Source organism: Pseudomonas putida, assembly GCF_028682475.1.
GTDB lineage: Bacteria > Pseudomonadota > Gammaproteobacteria > Pseudomonadales > Pseudomonadaceae > Aquipseudomonas > Aquipseudomonas putida_AG.
This window is the reverse complement of sequence record NZ_JANHLE010000019.1, coordinates 69,561-90,736: the sequence shown is the minus strand read 5'-3', so window position 1 is coordinate 90,736 and position 21,176 is coordinate 69,561. Positions and strand designations below refer to the sequence as shown.

Below are 21,176 nucleotides of genomic sequence, written 5' to 3'. Positions count from 1 at the left end.
CGATTGGCTGGCGACAGCCAGAAATTGTCCGCCGAGCTTGAGCAGGCCGGGCAGGAAGTCAGTACCGGGCTCGATAGCCTTTCCGCCAGTACACGCCAGCGTCTGACCGCTGGGCTTTCGACGCGTCTGCAAGGAGAGCAGGCCCAGTTGCGGGCGACCCTGGAGAAAAACCTCAAGGACTCGGCCAATGACATGGCTGAGCTGCTGGCCTCGGTTGCCCCGCGGGCGATGTGGGACAACGATGTGCCGACCCTGTCCGAGTTCTCCCGGCGTGCCCAGCGCAATCCCAACGTGCTGTTCGTGGTGTACGACGATGCCCAGGGACAGCACCTGACCCGCTACCTGAACCGGCAGAACCCGATCAACCAGGCGCTGCTGGAAAAGGGCCAGGGTGAGCGGGCGCTGGACAAGGTCCTGGAGGCCGCGCGCAAGGATCCTTCGGTGTACTTCGTCGAGGCGCCGATCAGCCCTAACGGGGTCGAAATCGGCAAGGTGCTGATGGGGGTTTCCACGGCGGCGGTGGATGCCGAACTGGTCGCCCTCGATAAGCGCTTCGCGGCCTTGATCGCCAGTGGTGACCAGTTGGTCGGCGAGAGCCTGGTGGGCGCTGCAGCCGACAGTAACAAGGCCTTGCGCGCGCGTCTGGAGGCGGCACAAACCAGTGCCGCCGGCATGCAGGCCAACACCTCGCAGAGTGTCCAGGAGGCGGCGGCAACGCTGCGCTGGAACATCGGCGTAGGCCTGGCGCTGGTTGGGCTTGGCGTGCTGCTGGTGGTGGCCGTGGTGCTGGGGCGGCGGGTGGTCAACAAGCTGCGTCTGCTGATTGCTGCGCTCAATGATCTGGCGGCGGGTGAGGGTGACCTGACCAAGCGCGTCAGTATCGACAGCCGCGACGAGATTGGCGATATGGCGGCTGCGGTCAACCAGTTTGTCGACAAGTTGCAGCCAATTGTCCGGGAAGCGGGCGACGTGGCGCAGCGTACGGGCGTCGAGATTGGCGTCATGGCTCAGCGCAATGCCGGTGCCGATGCGGCGGCTGAATTGCAGCGTGACGAAGTGGCGGCCAGTCTGCGCGACCTGTCGAGCATGGCTGATGAAGCCCAGGCCGAGAGTCACGCCATGCAGTCGGCGCTGCAGCAAGTGGTGGATATCCGCCAGGCCACCGATGAAAACAGCCGTACTTCGACCCAGGTGGCCAAGCTCATCGAAGAACTGGCCGGGCAGGTCGAAACCGGCTCGAAGGTCATCGAGCGTCTGGCTCAGCAAAGCGAGCAGATCGAGGTGGTGCTGACGGTGATTCACGGTATTGCCGAGCAGACCAACCTGCTGGCGCTCAATGCCGCGATCGAGGCCGCGCGGGCCGGTGAAACCGGGCGCGGCTTTGCTGTGGTCGCCGACGAAGTGCGGGCCTTGGCGAGCAAGACCCAGAGCTCAACCGGCGATATCCAGGCGCATATCGGTGCGCTGCAGCAAGGGGCGAAGGAAGCGGTCGCAGCAATCAGTCAGGCCGGGCGTCAGGCCAGCGAAGGGCTGTTGGTGCTGCGTGACAATGCGCGCTTGCAGCAGTCGGTGCAGGCCTCGGTCGAGCAGGTGCATGCGGCGATTGGCCTGGCCACCCGCGCGGCTGAGCAGCAGGCGCAAGGTGCGCAGGCCGTACGCGGGCGGGTGCAGACCATTCATGCCCAGGCCGAGCGGGCTGCCGAGGTGGTAATGCAGACTACCGCCAGTAGCAAGGTGCTGGATGACCTGGCGGCGCAGCTCAAGGCCAGCCTCGGGCAGTTCCGCGCCTGAAGGCAATCGCGGGGCAAGCCCACTCCCACCGGGTGGCTATACACAACCCGGTGGGAGCGGGCTTGCCCCGCGATGCTTTTCCACAACCTCAGGCTCGATTCAGATACATCCGCGTAGTCAGCAGATACACCGGCAACCCCGACACCAGAATCAGCAGCGCCGCATAAGGCGCCGCGGCCGCGAACTCAACGTTGGCAGTGTGCGCCCAGACCTCGGTGGCCAAGGTGGTCATGCCGGTCGGACTGAGCAGCAAGGTCGCGGTTAGCTCCTTCATGGCGTCGAGAAACACCAGGGCAAATGCCGCAGCCAGGGCCGGGAAGATAATCGGCAGGGTGACTCTGCAGAACGCCGTGAACTGCGTCGCCCCCAAGGTGCGTGCCGCTTCTTCAAGCTGTGGCGCGGCCTTGTTCAGAGCTGTGCGTACCGGCGCCTGGGCCAGCGGCAGAAACAGCAAGGCATAGGCCAGCAGCAACAATCCCGTGGTCTGGTACAGCGCTGGCACGTAATGCAGGGCGAAATACACCAGGGTCAGGGCGATCACCAGGCCGGGCAGGGCGTGCAGCAGGTAGGGCAAGCGCTCGGCCCAGATCGCCAGGCGGCCTTTGTACCGCACCACCAGGAAGCTGACTGGCAGCGCCAACAGCAAGCTCAAGCCGGCGCCACCCAGCGACAGTGACAGCGACGAGAACAGCGCACGGCTGATGTCGGCCACCGGGAAGGCTGCGGACGAGCCGACGCTCAGCCAGTAAGCCAGCATGCCCAGCGGAATGCCGCTGCCCAGCACAGCCAGGATCAGGCAGTAGAGTTGCCCTGCTGGCATCCAGGCGCGCAAGCGGATCGGAGCACCGCGTCGCGCCACGCCCTGGCCAATGCGCACATGCCGCGCCTTGCCGCGTACGCGCAGCTCGAACCAGAGCATCAGCAGGCACATGAACAACAGCACCGCCGACAGCATGGCCGCGTTGGCATTGCTGAACTCCAGTTCAAACTGCTGGTAGATCGCCGTGGTGAATGTCTGCAGGCCGAGGATCGACAGGGCGCCGAACTCCACCAGCATGTGCAGGGCGATCAGCAGGCTGCCGCCGAGAATCGATGGCCAGAGCAGCGGCAAAGTGATTCTGAAGAACACGCCCCAGCGATTTTGCCCCAGGGTGCGCGCCGACTCCTCCAGGGAAGTGTCGAGATTGCGCAGGGTCGCGGCCACTGGCAGGAACACCAGCGGGTACTTGGACAGGCTCATCACCAGGATGGCACCGCCCAGGCCTTCGAAGCGCGGGCTCAGGGACACCCAGGTAAAACCGCTGACGAAAGCCGGGACAGCGAAGGGCAGGCACAGAATCACGCCCCATAGGCGCCGCCCTGGCAGATCACTGCGCTCCAGCAACCAGGCCAGCGACACGCCGAGGGCCATGCAGGCCAGGGTGACGCCGGCCATCAGCATCAGGGTGTTGCGCATCAGGCCCCAGACAAACGGGCGCCAGAGCAGGTGCAAGGCTTCCCGCCAGCCGGCTTCCCAGGCTTTCAGGGCGACGTAGAGCAGGGGCAGCAGGCTCAGGCCGACCAGCAGCAGCACCGGTAGCACGACCCAGATCGAAGGGCGCTTGCGCTTGGGCACGTAGCGGCTGGTCAGCGCTGCTGCGGGTGCGGCTGCGTTCATCAGAGCAGGCCAACTTCGCGTTCGAGTTCCAGGGCTTCTTCGGCATTACCCAGGTCGGCCGGGGTGATTTTCGGCGGGCGCAGGTCTTCGAACGGCTTCAGGCCCTGGTCCGAGACCATGCCTTTGTGCAATGGGTACTCGGCGGTGGTCTGGGTAATCACCCGCTGGCCTTCTTCGCTGGCCATCCAGGCCAGCAGCGCCTGGGCTTCTTTCGGGTGTTTGCTGGCCTTCACGGCAGCGGCACCGGAAATGGTCATCAGGCCGCCGACATCGCCGTCAGCCAGGTAGTAGAGTTTCGAATCCAGCTGGCCACGCTCTTTTTTCAGGGCGTACCAGTAGTAGTTGTTGACCAGCACCGCCGCCACTTCACCGTTTTCCACGGCTTTGAGGGCAACCATGTTGTTGGTGTAGGTCTTGCCGAAGGCCTTGAGGCCGGTCAGCCATTCTTCGGCGGCTTCGCGGCCGTGCAGCTTGAGAATGGCCACGGCCTGTTCCTGGAAGGCGCCGCTGGTCGGCACGAAGCCGATCTTGCCTTCCCACTCGGGGTTGGCGAAATCCATGACCGAAGGTGGCAGATCTTTTTCGTCGATGACTTTCGGGTTGAACGCAACTACGCGAGTGCGTGCAGTTACGCCCATCCAGGTGCCGTTGGCCGCCACGAATTCCTTGGGCAGTACCTGCAGGGTCGAATCGTCGATCTTGGCCAGCAGGCCGAGTTCACCCAGGTTATTCAGCGGTGGCGACTCTTCGGTGTAGATGACATCGGCTGGAGAGCGCTCGCCTTCTTCGATGATCTGGCTGGCCAACTGGTTGCTGCTGCCCTTGCGGATATTGATGTGAATGCCGGTCTTGGCCTCGTAGGCCTTGGCGATGGCCTCACCGATTTCCTTGTGCTGACCGTTGTACAGGGTCAGAGAAACGGGGTCGGCAGCCAGGGCGGCAGGAGCGCCGAGCAGCAGGGTCAACAGAGAAACGGCCAGGCCGCGCAATAGGGGGGCATTGCGGAACGTCATGCGGGTACTTCCTCGCTTGCGGCTACATATCTGGAAACAATGATAAACGATATCGCTTCTCAGATGCCTGAATGAGAGGAATTTCATGAGCAGGCTATCGGCTTTCGGTGGGAGCGGGCTTGGCCCGCGATGCGATGTGACGGGCAGCAGGTAATCGCGGGGCAAGCCCGCTTGTGTCTAGCGACAGGGAGGAAAATGCGGAGGGCAGAAACGAAAAAACCCGCTTTCGCGGGTTTGATCTAAATTGGTGCCCAGAAGAAGACTCGAACTTCCACGACCGTAAGGTCACCAGCACCTGAAGCTGGCGTGTCTACCAATTTCACCATCTGGGCAAAATGAAGCGGTGTAGCTTGTAACGAAAACAGTGTAGCGTGTTGCATTAAATCTCAGAAGCGCGGGGCAGTTCTAAGATTTGAAATTGGTGCCCAGAAGAAGACTCGAACTTCCACGACCGTAAGGTCACCAGCACCTGAAGCTGGCGTGTCTACCAATTTCACCATCTGGGCATTTCGCTGAGGTCACATGATGCTTCACATCAGGTTGCATCTCAACTATAACGACGGTGTCCGTCGTTGTGGTGCGCACTATACGGATGCCTCTGAGCGCTGTAAAGCCCCGTTCAAAAAAAATCTTAAAAAATTCAAGTCGTTGTTCCTTATGATGGTTTTGGCAGCATCCAGGGGGCTCTGAGAGGGCTGTCCAAGCCTGAAATTTCCGGTTTCAATACGCCTATGCCAAACTAACCCTTATATAGACAAGGTGAACCCCTCCTAATGGCCGATTGGCAGACCCTCGATCCCGAGGCCGCTCGTGAAGCGGAAAAATACGAAAACCCTATTCCTAGCCGTGAGCTGATCCTGCAGCGTCTGGACGAGCGCGGCTCGCCGGCTGCCCGTGAGCAACTGGTCGAAGAGTTCGGTCTTACCACCGAAGACCAGATCGAAGCCCTGCGCCGCCGCCTGCGCGCGATGGAGCGCGACGGTCAGCTGATCTATACCCGGCGCGGCACGTATGCCCCGGTAGACAAGCTCGACCTGATCCTCGGCCGCATTGCCGGCCACCGCGACGGCTTCGGCTTCCTGATCCCGGATGACGGCAGCGACGACCTGTTCCTCAGCCCGGCACAGATGCGCCTGGTGTTCGATGGCGACCGTGCCCTGGCCCGGGTCTCCGGCCTGGACCGTCGTGGCCGCCGCGAAGGTGTGGTGGTCGAAGTGATCTCGCGTGCCCACGAAAGCATCGTTGGCCGCTACTTCGAAGAAGGCGGTATCGGCTTCGTCACCCCGGACAACCCCAAGGTTCAGCAGGAAGTGCTGATCACTCCGGGTCGTAACGGTGGTGCGAAGATCGGTCAGTTCGTCGAGGTGAAGATCACCCACTGGCCAACCCCGCGCTTCCAGCCCCAGGGCGATGTCACTGAAGTGATCGGCAACTACATGGCGCCGGGCATGGAAATCGACGTTGCGCTGCGCAGCTACGATATTCCGCATGTCTGGCCAGAGGCCGTGATCAAGGAAGCACGCAAGCTCAAGCCGGAAGTCGAAGAGAAAGACAAAGAGCATCGCGTCGACCTGCGCCACCTGCCGTTCGTCACCATCGACGGCGAAGACGCGCGCGACTTTGACGATGCGGTGTACTGCGAGAGCCTGGGCAAACTGCGCCTGTTCTCCGGTGGCTGGCGCCTGTACGTGGCGATCGCCGACGTGTCCAGCTACGTGCGCCTGGGCTCGGCCCTGGATGCCGAAGCCCAGGTGCGTGGCAACTCGGTGTACTTCCCCGAGCGCGTCATTCCGATGCTGCCAGAAGAACTCTCCAACGGCCTGTGCTCGCTGAACCCGCACGTCGACCGCTTGGCGATGGTCTGTGAAATGACCATCAACAAGTCCGGGCAGATGGTTGATTACCAGTTCTACGAAGCGGTGATCCACTCCCACGCGCGCCTGACCTATAACAAGGTCAGCAGCATGCTCGAGCACGCCCGTACCCGTGAAGGCAAAGCCCTGCGCGAGCAGTACAGCGACGTGGTACCGGACCTCAAGCAGCTCTATGCGCTGTACAAGGTGCTGTTGGCGGCCCGTCATACCCGTGGCGCGATCGACTTCGAAACCCAGGAAACCCGGATCATCTTCGGCTCCGAGCGCAAGATTGCCGAAATTCGGCCGACCGTGCGCAACGACGCCCACAAGCTGATCGAGGAATGCATGCTGGCGGCCAACGTGGCCACCGCCGAGTTCCTCAAGAAGCACGAAATCCCGGCGCTGTACCGGGTTCACGACGGTCCGCCGCCGGAGCGTCTGGAAAAACTGCGCGCCTTCCTCGGTGAGCTGGGGCTGTCGCTGCACAAAGGCAAAGACGGTCCGTCGCCGAAGGATTACCAGGCGCTGCTGGCAGGTATCGCCGGTCGTCCGGACTTCCACCTGATCCAGACCGTGATGCTGCGCTCTCTGAGCCAGGCGGTGTACAGCGCCGAGAACAACGGCCACTTCGGCTTGAACTACGAGGCGTACACCCATTTCACCTCGCCGATTCGCCGTTACCCGGACCTGTTGACCCACCGGGCGATCCGCAGCGTGATCCGTTCGCGCCAGGAAACCCCGCACGTCAAGCGCGCCGGTGCCATGAGCATCCCCAAGGCACGCATCTATCCGTACGACGAGCCGACCCTGGAGCAGCTCGGCGAGCAGTGCTCGATGAGCGAGCGCCGCGCCGACGAGGCCACCCGCGACGTGGTCAATTGGCTCAAGTGCGAGTACATGAAAGACCGCGTTGGCGAGAGCTTCCCGGGTGTGATCACCGCAGTGACCGGCTTTGGCCTGTTCGTCGAGCTGACCGACATCTACGTCGAAGGCATGGTGCATGTCAGCGCCTTGCCGGGCGATTACTACCACTTCGACCCTGTGCACCACCGCCTGGCCGGTGAGCGCACCGGTCGCAGCTTCCGCCTGGGCGATACCGTTGAAGTGCGGGTAATGCGCGTCGACCTCGAGCAGCGCAAGATCGACTTCGAGATGGCCGAGAACACCCTGAAGGCGCCGATTGGCCGCAAGCAGCGTGCTGAAGGCGTGAGCCCGAAAGACGGCAAGTCTGTGCCGGTGCTCGACAAGACCGAAGTGACCAAGGCCGAGCCTGCGCGCCGGAGCAAAAAGAACGAAACCGCCGAAGCTTACTTCCCTTCGCATGCCGCGGCGAAAAACGCCGAAGTACGCAAAAGCCGGGAAATGAAGAAGGCGCTGATGTCCGATGCCAAGCACGCCAGCGGCAAGCCGGCTTCCAAAGGCGGCAAGTCGTCGGAGAAACCGAGCAAGCATCGCAAGGGGCCGCCAAAGGCAGGCTCTGGATCCCGTAAACCCAAGGCCAAGTCATGAGTCAGTTGGAAAAGATCTACGGCGTTCACGCCGTAGAAGCCCTGTTGCGTCACCACCCCAAGCGGGTCAAGCAGATCTGGTTGTCGGAGGGGCGTAGCGATCCGCGCGTGCAGGTCATTGTTGACCTGGCCGGGCAGAACCGGGTTGCCGTTGGTCAGGCCGAGCGCCGTGAGATGGACGCCTGGGTCGAAGGCGTGCACCAGGGTGTGGTGGCTGAGGTCAGCCCGAGCCAGGTGTGGGGCGAGGCGATGCTTGAAGAGCTGCTCGATCGCAGCGAAGGCGCGCCGCTGATTCTGGTGCTCGACGGTGTAACCGACCCGCACAACCTTGGTGCATGCTTGCGTACCGCCGATGCTGCTGGTGCCCTGGCGGTGATCGTGCCCAAGGACAAGTCGGCAACCCTGACCCCGGCGGTGCGCAAAGTTGCCTGCGGCGCTGCTGAAGTGATACCGCTGGTGGCCGTGACCAACCTTGCACGCACGCTGGAGAAACTCCAGCAACGTGGCCTGTGGGTTGTCGGTACCGCAGGAGAGGCCGAGCAGGAGCTGTACCAGCAAGATCTGACCGGGCCGACCATCCTGATCATGGGCGCCGAAGGCAAGGGTATGCGCCGCCTGACCCGTGAACACTGTGATTTTCTGGTCAAACTGCCGATGGCCGGTAGCGTCAGCAGCCTGAACGTGTCGGTGGCGACTGGTGTCTGCCTGTTTGAAGCCGTTCGTCAGCGTAACGCCAAAGCCAAAGGTTGATCTTCCCGGGGCTGCGTTTGCAGCCCATCGCCGGCAATGCCGGCTCCCACAAGAATGGGCTGCACCTGCCCCTGTGGGAGCCGGCCTTGCCGGCGATAGCATCAACGCGGTGCTGCTCAATAATTCACCAATTCCCTTGCTTGTCCCCTGGCGCTTCTCTACAATTGCGCCCCTTGCCATGTTGGCAGGCGTTCACGCGCCTTCACCCAAGGCAAGACATACAGTGTCATTCACTCCTTGTCTGACCACTCTGGTGGCAGACTACAACCCGTAAGGAGCATTCATGCGTCATTACGAAATCATCTTTCTGGTCCACCCTGACCAGAGCGAGCAAGTCGGCGGCATGGTTGAGCGTTACACCAAGCTGATCGAAGAAGACGGCGGCAAGATCCACCGTCTGGAAGACTGGGGCCGTCGTCAACTGGCCTACGCAATCAACAATGTTCACAAGGCTCACTACGTGATGCTGAACGTTGAGTGCACCGGCAAGGCCCTGGCCGAGCTGGAAGACAACTTCCGCTACAACGATGCCGTGATCCGTAACCTGGTCATCCGTCGCGACGAAGCCGTCACCGGCCAGTCCGAGATGCTCAAGGCTGAAGAAAACCGCAGTGAGCGCCGTGAGCGTCGCGACCGTCCTGAGCATGCTGACAGCGCCGATGGCGACGACAGCAATGACAGCGACAACAGCGATAACGCTGACGAGTAATCCACGGACCTTTTGAGGAGCCTATTACATGGCACGTTTCTTCCGTCGTCGTAAATTCTGCCGCTTCACTGCTGAAGACGTGAAAGAGATCGATTACAAAGATCTCAACACCCTGAAAGCTTACGTATCCGAAACCGGCAAGATCGTTCCAAGCCGTATCACCGGTACCAAAGCTCGTTATCAGCGTCAGCTGGCTACCGCTATCAAGCGCGCCCGCTTCCTGGCCCTGCTGCCCTACACCGACAGCCACGGCCGCTGAGACCGGGTCGTCGACAAGTAGCAAAGGATAGAATGCATGCGCGCCTTAGCTGATTTCATCATGCGCGGTCGCGTGCAAGCCACCCTGGTGGTGGTGGGTTGTGCGGCGTTGCCGCTGTTGTTCTGGTTGAGTGCCGCCGCCGGGAGCCTGGTGTTCCTGCGGCGCGGTTTCAAGGACGCCTCCGGAGTCCTCGCCTGGGCATTATTGCCGGCGATGGCCTGGTGGTTCTTCGGCGAGCCGCGCACCTTGATGGTGTTGCTGGGGACGCTGGGGCTGGCTGCGCTGTTGCGCGCCGGGCAGTCCTGGAACCGGGTGCTGTTGTTCAGCATCGCCATGGGCCTGGTGTATGGCGTGGTTCTGGGTTCGGTGTTCCGCGAACCGATCGAAGCTCTGGCTGGAGCGCTTGAAAAAGCCCTGCCGCAGATGCTCGACGGTCTCTACCAGCAGTTGTCGGTAGAGGAGCGGGCCCGCCTGGGCAGCCTGATCGCACCGGTGCTCAACGGCCTGATAGCGGCATTGTTGCAAGCCGTCAGTGTGCTGGCCCTGATGTTGGGTCGTTACTGGCAGGCAGTGTTGTATAACCCGGGAGGTTTTGGTCGCGAGTTTCAAGCGGTCAGGCTTCCCCTGGTGCCGACGCTGGTACTGGTGGTGCTCATGCTGGTGGGGCCGAATTTCGGTCCTGAGCTGGCGATGTTGACGCCCCTGTGCAGCGTACCGCTGATGTTTGCAGGGCTTGCCCTGATGCATGGGCTGGTGGCGCAAGGACGACTGGGCAAATTCTGGTTGGTCGGGATGTACGTGACGCTGCTGCTGTTCATGCAGCTGACTTATCCGTTGCTCGTGGTTTTGGCCATTGTCGACAGCCTGATTGATTTTCGCGGTCGCAAGGCGCCCCCAAAAGGTGCCGATAACGATTCCGCGAACGGTGAAGGTTAAAAGTTAAGAGGTTATTACCAAATGGAACTGATCCTGCTGGAAAAAGTCGCCAACCTGGGCAACCTGGGCGACAAGGTAAATGTTAAGGCCGGTTACGGTCGTAACTTCCTGCTGCCATTCGGCAAAGCCACCGCTGCTACCGCTGCCAACCTGGCTGCGTTCGAAGAGCGTCGTGCTGAGCTGGAAAAAATCGCTGCAGAGAAAAAAGCTTCGGCCGAAACTCGCGCTGCCCAACTGGCTGAGCTGGAAGTGACCATCACTGCCACCGCCGGTGACGAAGGCAAGCTGTTCGGTTCGATCGGCACCCACGACATCGCTGACGCCCTGACCGCCTCTGGCGTTGAAGTGGCCAAAGCTGAAGTTCGTCTGCCGAACGGCACCATCCGTAACGTCGGCGAATACGACGTTGCCGTGCACCTGCACAGCGACGTTGAAGCCACCGTTCGCGTGGTTGTTGTCGCAGCCTAAGCTGGACCAATCGGCTGGCACCCTGCGTGTCAGCCGGTTAACATCGGGCACGATCCTGCTTTGCAGGTCGTGCCCTTTGTCTTTTTCATCACCCTGATTCCTGCGTGGCCATGAACGAGATAACCGCCCCCGAGCAATATGATCTGCAAACCTCTGCCCTGAAGGTGCCGCCGCATTCCATCGAGGCCGAACAGGCCGTGCTCGGTGGCCTGATGCTGGACAACAACGCCTGGGAGCGAGTGCTCGATCAAGTCTCCGATGGCGACTTCTACCGGCATGACCACCGCTTGATCTTCCGCGCCATCCACAAGCTCGCCGATCAGAACGCCCCGTTCGACGTGGTGACGCTGCACGAGCAGCTGGACAAGGAAGGGCTGAGCTCGCAAATCGGTGGCCTCGGCTACTTGGGCGAACTGGCCAAGAACACCCCGTCGGTGGCCAACATCAAGGCCTATGCCGCGATCATCCGCGAGCGTGCGACCCTGCGCCAGCTGATCAGCATCAGCAACGAGATCGCCGACAGCGCCTTCAACCCTCAGGGGCGTAACGCCGCCGAGATCCTCGATGAAGCCGAACGGCAGATCTTCCAGATCGCCGAAGCGCGGCCCAAGACCGGTGGTCCGGTGGGCGTCAACGACTTGCTGACCAAGGCCATCGACCGTATCGACACGCTGTTCAACACCGACAGTGCGATCACCGGCCTGTCCACCGGCTACACCGACCTCGACGAGAAGACCAGCGGCCTGCAGCCGGCCGACCTGATCATCGTCGCCGGCCGTCCGTCCATGGGTAAGACCACCTTCGCCATGAACCTGGTGGAGAACGCCGTGTTGCGCAGCGACAAGGCGGTGCTGGTGTACTCCCTGGAGATGCCAGGTGAATCGCTGATCATGCGTATGCTCTCGTCCCTGGGCCGCATCGACCAGACCAAGGTGCGTTCCGGTCAGCTCGAAGACGACGACTGGCCGCGCCTGACCTCGGCGGTCAACCTGCTCAACGACCGCAAGTTGTTCATCGACGATACCGCCGGCATCAGCCCGTCGGAAATGCGCGCCCGTACCCGGCGCCTGGTGCGTGAGCACGGCGAAGTCGGCCTGATCATGATCGACTACCTGCAGCTGATGCAGATCCCCGGTTCCAGCGGCGACAACCGCACCAACGAGATTTCCGAGATCTCCCGCTCGCTCAAGGCCCTGGCCAAAGAGTTCAACTGCCCGGTGGTGGCCTTGTCGCAGCTCAACCGCTCCCTCGAGCAGCGGCCGAACAAGCGTCCGGTGAACTCCGACTTGCGTGAGTCCGGTGCAATCGAGCAGGACGCCGACGTGATCATGTTCGTTTACCGCGACGAGGTCTATCACCCGGAAACCGAGCACAAGGGCATCGCCGAGATCATCATCGGCAAGCAGCGGAACGGCCCGATCGGCTTTATCCGTTTGGCCTTCATCGGTAAGTACACGCGCTTCGAAAACCTGGCGCCGGGTAGTTACAACTTCGACGACGACGAATAAGGCAAATTGACCTATTCCGACCTTTAGCGTCGGAATTGGTCAATTTTTGTGCTATATTCCGCGCCCGCGATTTTTCATCGATTAGCCACCGGTCACTGACATGCAAGCAGCCAAACCACTTTTCGACTATCCCAAGTACTGGGCCGAATGCTTCGGACCAGCGCCTTTCCTGCCAATGAGCAGGGAGGAGATGGATCAGCTCGGCTGGGATTCCTGCGACATCATCATCGTGACCGGTGATGCCTACGTCGACCATCCGTCGTTCGGCATGGCGATCATCGGCCGTCTGCTGGAAGCCCAGGGCTTTCGCGTCGGCATCATCGCCCAGCCGAACTGGCAGTCCAAAGACGACTTCATGAAGCTCGGCGAGCCGAACCTGTTCTTCGGCGTCGCGGCCGGCAACATGGACTCGATGATCAACCGCTACACCGCCGACAAGAAAATCCGTTCCGACGACGCCTACACCCCGGGCGGTCTGGCCGGCAAGCGTCCGGATCGCGCCAGCCTGGTCTACAGCCAGCGTTGTAAAGAAGCTTACAAGCATGTGCCGATCGTTCTCGGCGGCATCGAGGCTTCCCTGCGCCGGATCGCTCACTACGACTACTGGCAGGACAAGGTTCGTCATTCGATCCTGATTGACGCCTGCGCCGATATCCTCCTGTACGGCAACGCAGAGCGGGCCATCGTTGAAGTGGCGCAGCGCCTGGCGTTCGGTGAGAAGATCGAAGACATTACCGACATCCGCGGTACTGCATTCATTCGCCGTGACACGCCGCAAGGCTGGTACGAAGTCGACTCCACACGTATCGACCGTCCGGGCAAGATCGACAAGATCATCAACCCGTACGTCAATACCCAGGACACCCAGGCCTGCGCCATCGAGCAGGAGAAGGGCCCGGTCGAGGACCCGAACGAAGCCAAGGTCGTGCAGATCCTGGCCAGCCCGCGCATGACCCGTGACAAGACGGTGATTCGCCTGCCATCGTTCGAGAAGGTGCGCGGTGATGCCGTGCTCTATGCCCACGCCAACCGCGTGCTGCACCTGGAGACCAACCCGGGCAACGCCCGTGCCCTGGTGCAGAAGCACGGTGAAGTGGACGTATGGTTCAACCCACCACCCATTCCGATGACCACTGAAGAAATGGACTACGTGTTCGGCATGCCTTATGCGCGCATTCCGCACCCGGTGTATGGCAAGGAGAAGATCCCGGCCTACGACATGATCCGTTTCTCGGTGAACATCATGCGTGGCTGCTTCGGCGGCTGCACCTTCTGCTCGATCACCGAGCACGAAGGGCGGATCATCCAGAACCGGTCCCACGAGTCGATCATTCGCGAAATCGAAGAGATCCGCGACAAAGTGCCTGGGTTTACCGGGGTCATTTCCGACCTCGGCGGCCCGACCGCGAACATGTACCGCATCGCCTGCAAGAGCCCCGAGATCGAATCGGCGTGCCGCAAGCCATCGTGCGTGTTCCCGGGCATTTGCCCGAACCTGAACACCGATCACTCCGCGCTGATCAAGCTGTACCGCAGCGCGCGTGCCTTGCCGGGGGTGAAGAAGATCCTCATCGCCTCGGGCCTGCGCTATGACCTGGCGGTGGAATCGCCGGAGTACGTCAAGGAGCTGGTGACCCACCACGTCGGCGGTTACCTGAAGATTGCCCCGGAGCATACCGAGGAAGGTCCGCTGAATCAGATGATGAAGCCGGGCATCGGTAGCTACGACCGCTTCAAGCGCATGTTCGAGAAGTACTCGAAAGAGGCGGGCAAGGAACAGTACCTGATCCCGTACTTCATCGCCGCGCACCCGGGCACCACCGACGAAGACATGATGAACCTCGCCCTGTGGCTCAAGGGCAATGGTTTCCGTGCCGACCAGGTGCAGGCGTTCTACCCGTCGCCGATGGCCTCGGCCACGGCCATGTACCACTCGGGCAAGAACCCGCTGCGCAAGGTCACCTACAAGAGCGACCCGGTGACCATCGTCAAGAGCGAGCAGCAGCGCCGCCTGCACAAGGCCTTCCTGCGTTATCACGATCCGAAGGGCTGGCCGATGCTGCGTGAAGCCCTGGAGCGCATGGGCCGTGCCGACCTGATCGGCCCGGGTAAGCACCAGCTGATTCCGCTGCATCAGCCTGCCACCGACAGCTACCAGAGTGCCCGGCGCAAGAACTCGACGCCGGCCGGCAGCCACAAGGTTGGCAAGGATCAGAAGATCCTCACCCAGCACACCGGCTTGCCGCCCCGTGGCAGCGATGGCTCCAATCCGTGGGACAAGCGCGAACAGGCCAAGGCGGCGGCGTTTGCCCGCAACCAGCAGGCGGCCAAGGAGCGCAAGGAAGCTGCCAAGGGCGGCGGCAAGGGCAAGAAGAAGCCCGCCCGCCAACCGGTCCTGCCGCGCTGATCTGACCCGGTAGGAGCGGGCTTGCCCCGCGAAGACGCCCGTCCAGGCTGCCAATCTGCTGCTGTCAGGGCGGGCCTCATCGCGGGGCAAGCCCGCTCCCACTAGTCAGGTTTTTTGTCGACCCACTTGGGCAGCACCGGTGCCCGGTAGCTGTCCATGGCCTCCAGCAGCTCGGCGGGGCTGTCGGCCAGTTGCAGCATGGCGCGATGCTGCGGGCGCACGAAACCTTCCTCCACGACGTGGTCAAGGAAGCTGCCCAGCTTGCTATAGAAACCGTTGACGTCGAGCAGGCCCAACGGTTTGGCGTGGTAGCCCAACTGGCCCCAGGTCCAGACTTCGAACAATTCTTCCAGCGTACCCAGGCCGCCGGGCAGGGCAACGAAGGCATCGCTCAGCTCGGCCATGCGCGCTTTGCGCGCGTGCATGCCATCGACGACTTCCAGGCGGGTCAGGCCGCTGTGGCCAACCTCGGCATCTTTCAAGGCCTGAGGGATGATGCCGATCACTTCACCACCAGCGGCCATGGCCGCGTCGGCGACGATACCCATCAAGCCGACGGCACCGCCGCCATAGACCAGGTTCAGGCCGCGCTGGGCAATGGCCTGGCCGAGGGCGATGGCCGCTTCCCGGTAGGCCGGGGTGACGCCGGTGCTGGCGCCACAGAACACACAAATGGAACGTACTGGCATTGCTTCTCTCCGGTTACAAGCGGACACAGAGTAAGCGGCTGGCCGGTAGCTTCCAAGTCGGTAATGTGGCATTAACTGCAGGTTGCCTGTTACTCCGCTCGGGCAGACTCGCAGGTCGCACCGCTGGCACCACAGGCGTAGGCGGCCAGCAGGCTGTTCATCAAGCTACCTAAGAACATGTTTTGTGCTCCTGAATGAGAGGTTGTCTCATCGTCCATTAATGGCGCATGATGTGCACTTAGATTGGCTGTATACAATCGATAGAACAATACTACTACCTGGCCTTTGGCCAGCCCCTTGATGCATATCAGGGAACGGCTGAAGGGATTCAGGCAGTCTGCAAACTGATCAAAACCCTGCCAAGGAGATTCACGATGTTTGCCAAAGTTGTAGCCGTATCCTTGCTGACCCTCGCCAGCACTCAGGTTTTTGCCGCCGAGTGCAAGGTTACTGTCGACTCCACCGACCAGATGTCCTTCAACACCAAGGCCATCGAAATCGACAAGAGCTGCAAGACTTTCACCGTTGAACTGACTCACTCCGGTTCCTTGCCGAAGAACGTCATGGGCCACAACCTGGTAATCAGCAAAGAAGCTGACATGCAGCCGATCGCGACTGACGGTCTGAGCGCAGGTATCGACAAGGACTACCTGAAGGAAGGCGATGCGCGCGTGATTGCTCACACCAAAGTGATCGGCGCCAAGGAAACCGCTTCGGTGACCTTCGATGTGTCCAAGCTTGATGCGAACGAGAAGTACGGCTTCTTCTGCTCGTTCCCAGGCCACATCTCGATGATGAAAGGCACTGTTACGCTGAAGTAAGGCGTTGGCGGTAAATCGCGGGGCAAGCCCGCTCCCACCGGGTTGATGTAGAGCCGGTGGGAGCGGGCTTGCCCCGCGATGCATTTCAGGGCGCGAACGGCATCTCGCGCTTGTGCTGGGTCTTGCGGTAAGTGCCACTGATGATGTCGAACGCTTCCTGGCTCACCGGATCGCCGTGCAGGAAGGCATCGATCTGCGCATAAGTCACGCCATGCGAGGCTTCGTCCGGCTTGCCCGGGGCCAGGTCTTCCAGATCTGCAGTCGGCACTTTTTCCACTAGTGATTCCGGGGCGCCAAAGCTGCGCGCGATTGCCCGTACCTGGTTTTTCACCAGCCCGCTCAAAGGCGCCAAGTCGCAGGAACCATCACCAAACTTGGTAAAGAAACCCATCACCGCCTCGGCGGCGTGATCAGTCCCGATCACCAGGCCCTGACGCGCACCAGCGATGGTGTACTGGGCGACCATGCGCATGCGCGCCTTGGTGTTGCCCACCACGAAGTCGACCATTGCTGGCGCGCCTCCTTCCAACGCCTTGACCTCGGCGGCCAGGGCGCGAACGGCCGGGGCGATGTCCACGGTGTGTACTTCGTCAGCCTTGATCACTTCCAGGCAAGCCTGGGCGTCGTGCTCGTCCTGTTGAACCTGGTAAGGCAGACGTACGGCGATGAAGCGATAGGCCGCATCGCCGGTATCACTGCGCAGCTCATTGATCGCCCGTTGCGCCAGCAGCGCAGCGGTCAGCGAATCGACACCGCCACTGATGCCCAGCACCAGGGTTTTCAGCCTGGCATTGTTCAGGCACTGCTTGATGAAGGCCACGCGCCGGGTCACTTCGGCATCGAGCGCGGCGCGGTCGGCGAACGGCGGCTGGACCTTGAGCGCTTGCGCAATCTCTCGCTGGACGGCTTGCATGAATTACTCCTTGGGCACTTTGAAGACGTGGCGCAGGTAGGCGACGAAGTTTTCGTCGCGGCATTGGGTCTTGGCGGCCTCGTCGGAAATCTTGGCGACAGGCTGGCCATTGCAGTCGGTCATTTTAAGCACGATGTTCATCGGTGCCACCCCGGGAATGTCACAGGTCAGGTTGGTACCAATTCCGAAACTGACGTTGATCCGCCCGCGCAGGGCACGGAAGATCTCCAGCGACTTGGTCAGGTTCAGGCCATCGGAGAACACCAGGGTCTTGGTCATCGGGTCGATGCCGAGCTTGCGGTAGTGGGCGATGGCCTTTTCCGCCCATTGCACCGGGTCGCCCGAGTCATGGCGCAGGCCGTCGAACAGCTTGGCGAAGAACAGGTCGAAATCGCCAAGGAACGCATCCATGGTGATGCAGTCGGTCAAGGCAATGCCGAGCAGGCCACGGTATTCGCGGACCCAGCAGTCGAGGGCGGCGATCTGGCTGTCGATCAAGCGGGGTCCCAGTTGCTGGTGGGCCATGATCCATTCGTGGGCCATGGTCCCCAAGGGTTTGATATCCAGCTTGCGGGCCAGGTGCACGTTGCTGGTGCCGACGAAACGCGCCGGGAAATCTTCCTTGAGTACCCGCACGACTTCTTCCTGGACCTTGTAGGAGAAGCGCCGACGGGTGCCGAAGTCGGCTACCTGCAATTCAGCCAGCTCATCGCTGCTGGCGTGGGCCTTGAGCCAGTCGAACTTGCGGTAGAGCTGGTCGCGCGCCTCGCTGAGTTTGACCTGGGGATAGCGATGGCGGTTGCGCACTTCGCTGATGATCGCCAGCAGCGGCACCTCGAAGAGGATGACGTGCAGCCACGGCCCGCGTATGCGCAGGTACAGCTCATCGTTTTCGATGCCCAGATGCAGGTAACGTAAATTGAAGCGAAACAGGCCGAGAAAACGCAGGAAATCCGGCTTGATAAAGCTGATCTGTTCGAGAAAGCCCAGTTGGCCGTTAGCCAGGCTCAACTCACACAACGCGTCGATCTGTTCGCGTATCTGCGCCAGATAGGGGCGCAGGTCTTCGCCATTGCGGCAGCGAAACTCCCATTCGACGTCGACATTGGGATAGTTGTGCAGCACGGCCTGCATCATGCTCAGCTTGTAGAAATCCGTGTCGAGCAGGTTCTGCACGATGCGATCGGCGAAGGCGCTCTCGCTCATAAAGGGCTCCGTAAGGGGCGCGCGCCATCAATTGCCAGCAACGACGCACAGACCCCGTCATTGTGCCAGCCTTTTTCCGCAGGTGGGCAGGCTGGCCCCGGGTACATCGGTAGCAGCCTACAGGTAGCAGCGCTTTCGGCGGTCAGCGGCTAGCCTGTAGTGGTGCCCGCTGTAGCAGTCGCGCACCAAGGATGTGCAGTTCGGTTACGCATCCTGTTACAGGCTAGTTGCACGTAAACACTTGCCGGGGTTGCAATGATGGCACTCGGTGGTTGCTCTTTTTCTCCTGGTGCGGTGGCGCTTAGCTTGCCGCAGACGGTTGCACAGCCAGTAAAAAAAGGACGCGGCCCAGGCCCCGGCAACTTCTTCATGAGTTTTTCCAGAATAAAAATCCAATGGCACGGCCCTTGCTCAGAGCAATTGCTGAAAGTTGTAGTGCCAACCAAAAAAAATTCCAAGGAGCACCACCTCATGTCGCAGACGTTTTACAAGAAAGGCTTTCTGGCCCTTGCCGTAGCTACGGCGCTGGGTGTTTCTTCGTATGTTCAGGCCGACATCAAGATCGGTGTAGCAGGCCCGATGACCGGTGCCAACGCAGCGTTTGGCGAGCAGTACATGAAAGGTGCACAGGCGGCAGCCGATAAAATCAACAGCGCGGGCGGGATCAACGGCGAGAAGATCGTCCTGGTCAAGGGCGATGATGCCTGCGAACCCAAGCAGGCCGTTGCCGTGGCCAACCGTCTGGTCGACCAGGACAAGGTTGCCGGCGTGGTCGGGCACTTCTGCTCGTCCAATACCATCCCGGCCTCGGAGGTTTATGACGAGGCTGGGGTCATCGCCATCACCCCGGGCTCGACCAACCCAGCGGTTACCGAGCGCGGCCTGACCGCGATGTTCCGCATGTGCGGACGCGACGACCAGCAGGGCATCGTCGCCGGCGATTACATCGTCGACGTGCTCAAGGGCAAGAAGGTTGTGGTCCTGCACGACAAGGACACCTACGGTCAGGGGCTGGCCGACGCGACCAAGGCCCAGCTTGAAAAACGCGGGGTAAAACCCGTGCTGTACGAGGGCCTGACCCGTGGCGAGAAAGACTTCAGCGCCGTGGTCACCAAGATCCGCGCCGCCGACGCCGACGTGGTCTACTTCGGCGGCCTGCACCCGGAGGCCGGCCCGCTGGTTCGGCAGATGCGTGAGCAAGGCCTGAAAGACGCCAAGTTCATGTCCGATGACGGCATCGTTACCGACGAACTGGTCACCACCGCCGGTGGCGCACAGTACGTCGATGGCGTGTACATGACCTTCGGCGCCGACCCGCGCCTGCTGCCCGACAGCAAGGCGGTGGTAGAGGAGTTCCGCAAGGCCGGCACTGAACCTGAAGGCTACACCCTGTACGCCTACGCCTCGGTCCAGGCCCTGGCTGCCGCCTTCAACGGCGCCAAGTCGAACAAGGGTGAAGACGCTGCCAAGTGGCTCAAGGCCAACCCGGTACAAACCGTGATGGGCGAGAAGAAATGGGACAGCAAGGGCGACCTGACTGTTTCCGACTATGTGGTCTACCAGTGGGATAAAGACGGCAAGTACCACCAACTGGAAAAACAAAAATAACAACGGTATCCGACCCGGGCCTGTGCCCGGGTCGCTACCCGGTTCTGCGCCGTACCTGTCTTTTCTCGTAGATCTGCACAACCCTGCGCTGCGAGGGCCGCTTCATCCGGGGCTCACCGTAGTCGGCGCTTGTGCAATCTCAAATACGTGAGATTGCGTTATGGATGGTATTTTTCTGCAGCAACTGGTCAATGGGCTGACCCTCGGGTCTGTCTATGGCCTGATCGCCATCGGCTACACAATGGTCTATGGCATTATCGGCATGATCAACTTCGCGCACGGCGAGGTGTATATGATCTCCGCTTACCTGGCGGCGATCAGTCTGGCATTGCTGGCGTACTTCGGTATCGAGTCCTTCCCGCTGCTGATGCTCGGGACGCTGATCTTCACTGTCGTGGTCACGGGCGTGTATGGCTGGACCATCGAACGCATCGCCTACAAACCCCTGCGTAACTCCACCCGCCTGGCGCCGCTGATCAGTGCCATCGGCATCTCGCTGATCCTGCAGAACTACGCGCAGATCAGCCAGGGTGCACGCCAGCAAGGCGTGCCGACTCTGCTCGAAGGCGCCTGGCGCCTGGAAGTGGGCACCGGCTTCGTCCAGCTGACTTACACCAAGATCTTCATCCTGGTTGCCGCGTTCGTCGGTATGGCCGCGCTGACCTACATCATCAAGTTCACCAAACTGGGGCGCATGTGCCGTGCTACCCAGCAGGATCGCAAGATGGCCTCGATCCTCGGTATCAACACTGACCGGGTGATCTCCTACGTGTTCGTCATCGGTGCGGTGATGGCCGCGCTGGCCGGTGTGCTGATCACCATGAACTACGGCACCTTCGACTTCTATGCCGGCTTCATCATCGGTATCAAGGCCTTCACCGCAGCGGTACTGGGTGGCATCGGCTCGCTGCCGGGCGCCATGCTCGGTGGGATCATCCTCGGCATCTCCGAGTCGCTGTTCTCCGGGTTGATCAACTCCGACTACAAAGACGTGTTCAGTTTCTCCCTGCTGGTGCTGATTCTGATCTTCCGTCCCCAAGGCCTGCTGGGTCGCCCACTCGTGGCGAAGGTGTAAGT

Annotated in this window: 17 protein-coding genes, 2 tRNA genes and 1 pseudogene; 13 read left to right on the top strand and 7 right to left on the bottom strand. The window is 61.2% G+C overall.

Annotated elements, in window-relative coordinates; all coding sequences use genetic code 11:
• Positions 1-192: 192 nt before the first annotated feature.
• A pseudogene (locus NPS47_RS25785) lies at positions 193-885 on the top strand (methyl-accepting chemotaxis protein); the annotation flags it as partial.
• A gap of 21 nt (positions 886-906) precedes the next feature.
• Positions 907-1,791, top strand: a complete 885-nt coding sequence (locus NPS47_RS25780) for a methyl-accepting chemotaxis protein (RefSeq protein ID WP_425313520.1) — start codon at positions 907-909, stop codon at positions 1,789-1,791.
• Between the two features lie 88 nt (positions 1,792-1,879).
• Here NPS47_RS25780 and NPS47_RS16920 read toward each other — a convergent pair whose 3' ends face one another.
• The 4 genes from NPS47_RS16920 to NPS47_RS16905 form a co-directional block, all read right to left on the bottom strand.
• Positions 1,880-3,448, bottom strand: coding sequence for an ABC transporter permease (locus tag NPS47_RS16920; protein ID WP_274295972.1), 1,569 nt, complete (start codon positions 3,446-3,448; stop codon positions 1,880-1,882).
• Positions 3,448-4,461: an extracellular solute-binding protein gene (locus NPS47_RS16915; protein ID WP_274295971.1), complete on the bottom strand. Its 1,014-nt coding sequence runs from the start codon at positions 4,459-4,461 to the stop codon at positions 3,448-3,450. The genes NPS47_RS16920 and NPS47_RS16915 overlap by 1 nt, the downstream gene beginning before the upstream one ends.
• Positions 4,462-4,706: 245 nt before the next feature.
• Positions 4,707-4,793: transfer RNA gene (locus tag NPS47_RS16910), tRNA-Leu, on the bottom strand.
• Between the two features lie 87 nt (positions 4,794-4,880).
• A tRNA-Leu gene (locus NPS47_RS16905) sits at positions 4,881-4,967 on the bottom strand.
• A 267-nt stretch (positions 4,968-5,234) separates the two neighbouring features.
• Between NPS47_RS16905 and rnr the strand changes: the two genes are divergently transcribed.
• The 8 genes from rnr to NPS47_RS16865 all read left to right on the top strand — a co-directional run bounded on the left by rnr (position 5,235) and on the right by NPS47_RS16865 (position 14,862).
• On the top strand, positions 5,235-7,826 hold the full coding sequence (rnr, locus tag NPS47_RS16900) for a ribonuclease R (protein WP_274295970.1): 2,592 nt from the start codon (positions 5,235-5,237) through the stop codon (positions 7,824-7,826).
• Complete coding sequence (rlmB, locus tag NPS47_RS16895; protein ID WP_274295969.1) at positions 7,823-8,575, top strand: 23S rRNA (guanosine(2251)-2'-O)-methyltransferase RlmB; 753 nt, start codon at positions 7,823-7,825, stop codon at positions 8,573-8,575. The genes rnr and rlmB overlap by 4 nt, the downstream gene beginning before the upstream one ends.
• A 283-nt stretch (positions 8,576-8,858) precedes the next feature.
• Entirely contained in the window at positions 8,859-9,284 is a 426-nt protein-coding gene (gene rpsF, locus NPS47_RS16890) for a 30S ribosomal protein S6 (RefSeq protein WP_010221605.1), read from the top strand.
• Positions 9,285-9,312: 28 nt separating this feature from the next.
• Positions 9,313-9,543, top strand: coding sequence for a 30S ribosomal protein S18 (gene rpsR, locus NPS47_RS16885; protein WP_009403887.1), 231 nt, complete (start codon positions 9,313-9,315; stop codon positions 9,541-9,543).
• Positions 9,544-9,579: 36 nt separating this feature from the next.
• Positions 9,580-10,479 carry a hypothetical protein gene (locus tag NPS47_RS16880; protein WP_274295968.1) on the top strand — a complete coding sequence of 300 codons (900 nt, stop codon included), beginning with the start codon at positions 9,580-9,582 and terminating at the stop codon, positions 10,477-10,479.
• Positions 10,480-10,500: 21 nt separating this feature from the next.
• Entirely contained in the window at positions 10,501-10,947 is a 447-nt protein-coding gene (gene rplI / locus NPS47_RS16875) for a 50S ribosomal protein L9 (protein WP_010221607.1), read from the top strand.
• 110 nt (positions 10,948-11,057) lie between these two features.
• The gene (dnaB, locus tag NPS47_RS16870) at positions 11,058-12,455 is read left to right on the top strand and encodes a replicative DNA helicase (protein WP_038615183.1); all 1,398 of its coding nucleotides are present in this window, start codon (positions 11,058-11,060) and stop codon (positions 12,453-12,455) included.
• 100 nt (positions 12,456-12,555) lie between these two features.
• A complete protein-coding gene (locus NPS47_RS16865; RefSeq protein WP_274295967.1) occupies positions 12,556-14,862 on the top strand; it encodes a YgiQ family radical SAM protein in 2,307 nt (768 codons plus the stop codon).
• A gap of 101 nt (positions 14,863-14,963) precedes the next feature.
• Here the strand turns inward: NPS47_RS16865 and NPS47_RS16860 are convergent, their stop codons facing one another.
• Positions 14,964-15,551: a TIGR00730 family Rossman fold protein gene (locus NPS47_RS16860; RefSeq protein WP_274295966.1), complete on the bottom strand. Its 588-nt coding sequence runs from the start codon at positions 15,549-15,551 to the stop codon at positions 14,964-14,966.
• Between the two features lie 374 nt (positions 15,552-15,925).
• Between NPS47_RS16860 and azu the strand changes: the two genes are divergently transcribed.
• A complete protein-coding gene (azu, locus tag NPS47_RS16855) occupies positions 15,926-16,372 on the top strand; it encodes an azurin (protein ID WP_038615177.1) in 447 nt (148 codons plus the stop codon).
• Between the two features lie 85 nt (positions 16,373-16,457).
• Here the strand turns inward: azu and nadE are convergent, their stop codons facing one another.
• Both nadE and pncB read right to left on the bottom strand, forming a co-directional pair.
• Positions 16,458-17,285: an ammonia-dependent NAD(+) synthetase gene (nadE, locus tag NPS47_RS16850; RefSeq protein WP_274295965.1), complete on the bottom strand. Its 828-nt coding sequence runs from the start codon at positions 17,283-17,285 to the stop codon at positions 16,458-16,460.
• Between the two features lie 3 nt (positions 17,286-17,288).
• Positions 17,289-18,491: a nicotinate phosphoribosyltransferase gene (gene pncB / locus NPS47_RS16845; RefSeq protein WP_274295964.1), complete on the bottom strand. Its 1,203-nt coding sequence runs from the start codon at positions 18,489-18,491 to the stop codon at positions 17,289-17,291.
• A gap of 471 nt (positions 18,492-18,962) precedes the next feature.
• Between pncB and NPS47_RS16840 the strand changes: the two genes are divergently transcribed.
• Positions 18,963-20,099 carry a branched-chain amino acid ABC transporter substrate-binding protein gene (locus NPS47_RS16840; protein ID WP_274295963.1) on the top strand — a complete coding sequence of 379 codons (1,137 nt, stop codon included), beginning with the start codon at positions 18,963-18,965 and terminating at the stop codon, positions 20,097-20,099.
• Positions 20,100-20,259: 160 nt separating this feature from the next.
• Complete coding sequence (locus NPS47_RS16835; RefSeq protein ID WP_038997428.1) at positions 20,260-21,174, top strand: ABC transporter permease subunit; 915 nt, start codon at positions 20,260-20,262, stop codon at positions 21,172-21,174.
• Positions 21,175-21,176 lie beyond the last annotated feature (2 nt).